Genomic DNA, 2892 nt, shown 5'->3' on the forward strand with positions numbered 1-2892 from the left:
GGTCTGGCGCGACAGCTCGTTCAGCGCGGCATCCAGCGGCTGGGCGGGCACCTGGACCGCGAATTCGGCCTCGGCCTGGGCGGGGGCCTGGGCAAGCGCATGCGGCACGGCGAAGGGGCCGCTGAAGGCGGCGGCCAACGCGACGACCAGCAGGCGTTGGCGGGGGAGGGAACGCATGGGGGTACTCCAGAGGTTGTGTTGCGTGATGAACGACGAGCCGCTGGCGTGAGGGCCACTGAGGGGCCTGGGTGCTGGCTTGCGAGCTCTCCGACTACTTAGACGGATGAGCGGGGGGAAGTGGGACAGGGGACGCACGCTGTGTGGAGGGGAGCGACACGGGTGTACCTCACGGGGAACGCGCGTGCTGGAAGTGGCACTCAGTGGGCTGGCCGCCTTCTGGGGTTGACGAATCAATCCGGGCCGTGCTGTGCCGTGCTTTCCATCAATCCGATGAATTTGGAGTTGTTATGAACAAGTTATATAAGAGTGCAAAGAAGAATTTTCCTAAAATTCTCGCCAAAAGTGTCAAAGGTGAAAAAGGCAAAGATAAGGATGATATAAAGGCTGAAAAAGGCAAGGCCAAGAAGCATATGGAAGATATATCATTGGATAGCTCTTCGAGTTCCGATGCCAAGAAGCCGATTCCTAAAAACGGTCAATCTCCAGGAAACAAACGCACAGAGAGTGGCGAAAAATCACCCCGGCCTTCTGGTAATCCGATGGGTTCCCCGAGGAAATCAATTTCAAAAACCAAGACTTCCAAGCCTGAGATCGCGACGAATTCCCCCACGCCGGCGCAAGAGAGGGAGTTGTCCGAGGTTTTTAGTCGTCTGGAGGAGGTAAGAAACGACTTGCCTTTTGATCAGCTGATAACCTTGTTTGCAAGTGAATTCAAGGCGAGTCATCGCGGCTTTCCCGATGATGTTTTGAGTTGTTACATATCCAGGGGGATCGATGATCACAACAAATCGAATGGCGAGAATGTGCCGAAAAAATATGCCTTGGCAGCTGTGAAGAAAAATGCTTTACAGGTACCTGAATCGCCCACTGAGCCAGGGAAATATGAAAAGAAGAAGGCCAAGAATTACTCCCCTGAAACACAGGGCGCACCCAAGAAGTTCGCCGTATCAGGGGAACCCAATGTAAGCCAGAAGGGGGAGTGGAATTCGAAAAATATTATAAATATTGGGCCGCTGAATTTGAATAAGGTTAGCGAAAACTTTGACTTGAACTTGTCTCCTAGGGGCCAGCATCCACAGGTGTCGATCTCGCCGCTGTCGAGCCCCGGTCTGAATCCCTATCCATATCCGCAGGCAATTGGTCTAAATCCGATTTCGCAACCGCTTCAGCCACACCAGTACCAGCAATATCAGCAGGGCATGCAGTACCCGCAGTTCGGCGGCAGTGACAATGCACCGAATACGGATTTATATCTGTACGACCGAATTCTCAATGATGCTTCGAACCAGTGATGGTGCACGACAGGTTGATTCAATCCGAATGAGTCAGCCGGTGCGGCGTGGTTTGGACAGTGCCTTCATTGCCGAACCGTGAGTTCGGCGCCCCCATCCGCCCTCATCCGCACCACCACCGGCAACACCTGCGGCAGCGCCGCCAGCAACCCGGCCGCATCCCGCACCGGGAAGCGGCCGGTCAGCCGCATCGCGTCGACCCGCGGGTCGGTGCTGACGATCGGTGCCGTGCGGTAGGCGTTGACGCTGGCCAGCGCCTCGCGCAGCGGGGTGTCCTGGAAGCTGAGCCAGCCGTCACGCCAGCCGGCGAGGGCCGCCGCGTCGCCCAGGTGCGGTGGCTGTGCGATGCCGTTGCGGATGTCGAGCAGCTCGCCGGCGGCCAGCACGATCGGCGAGCCGAAGCGGTCCGGGCTGCCGGCCTCGACGGCTTCGCGCAGCGCCACCTGCACCCGCCCGCGTTCGACGCCCACCGTCAGCGCGCCGCCGCGCTCGCGCAGGCTGAACACCGTGCCCAGCACCTCGATGCGCGCCTGGCGCGTCAGCACCTCGAACGGCCGCGCGGCGTCGTGCGCCACGTCGCAGCGCAGTTCGCCGCCGTCGAGCCGCACGATGCGGCGCTGCCGGTGCAGCCGCACATCGATCGCGCTGTCGGCGCCGAGCGCCAGCTGCGTGCCGGGCTGGGCATCGGGCAAGCTGACGTTGAGCAGCTGCAGCGGCTGCGTGYGGTACGCCGCGCTGAACACCGGCGCCTGCCAGTACTGCCAGCCCAGCCGGCCGGCGAGCAACGCGCCGCCGAGCAACGCGGCCGCGGTCAGCAGCAGGTTTCGGCGCCCCGCGGCGTGTGGGGCGGCGACCGGTTCATCGAAATGCTCCCTCAGCCCCTCCGACATCCCGCCCAGCATCTGCCAGCGCCGGCGCGCCTCGTCGGCTGCCGCCGCATGCTCGGGCGACGATGCGATCCACTGCCGCAGCCGCGCGAGCGCCCGGCCGGCCGCCGGCTCCGGCTCGACCTCGCTCTTCACGACCAGGTCGAGCGCGTGCTCGATCAGTTTCTCGGCGGGAGCCATCGGGCTCATGCCCACTCCTCGGCCAGCGTCGCACGGAAGCTGCTGCGCGGTGACACCGCCGGCGTCTCGATCAGCTCGGCCTGCATCTCGGCGAACACCCGCGAGCAATCCAGCGCCGCCCGCACCAGGTGCTTGGCCACCGCCGCCTCGCTGAGCGTGAGCCGCTGCGAGATCTCGGTGCGCGTGAACCCATAGGCCCGGAACAGCAGGAACACCTCGCGCCGCAGCGGCGGCAGCGATTCGAGCACGCCGATCACGCGCCGCAGCACCTGCCGCTGTGCCGTCACGTACTCGCACGACGGTGCTGCCGCCTGCCGGCTGACTTCGGATTGCTGCGCCGCCCAGCTCTGCAC

3 protein-coding genes are annotated in these 2892 nt (G+C 62.9%); 1 reads left to right on the top strand and 2 read right to left on the bottom strand.

All coding sequences use genetic code 11. From position 1 onward, the window contains the following. Positions 1 to 380: 380 nt before the first annotated feature. Entirely contained in the window at positions 381 to 1472 is a 1092-nt protein-coding gene (locus AC1D15_RS25135) for a hypothetical protein (RefSeq protein ID WP_477828123.1), read from the top strand. A 65-nt stretch (positions 1473 to 1537) separates the two neighbouring features. Here AC1D15_RS25135 and AC1D15_RS25140 read toward each other — a convergent pair whose 3' ends face one another. Both AC1D15_RS25140 and AC1D15_RS25145 read right to left on the bottom strand, forming a co-directional pair. Beyond that, positions 1538 to 2548, bottom strand: a complete 1011-nt coding sequence (locus AC1D15_RS25140) for a FecR family protein (protein ID WP_477828124.1) — start codon at positions 2546 to 2548, stop codon at positions 1538 to 1540. Further along, on the bottom strand, positions 2545 to 2892 hold a 348-nt coding region (locus AC1D15_RS25145; protein ID WP_477828125.1), incomplete at its 5' end, for an RNA polymerase sigma factor. The genes AC1D15_RS25140 and AC1D15_RS25145, both read right to left, overlap by 4 nt.

It is taken from the genome of Rhizobacter sp. P2_H2 (assembly GCF_056403375.1).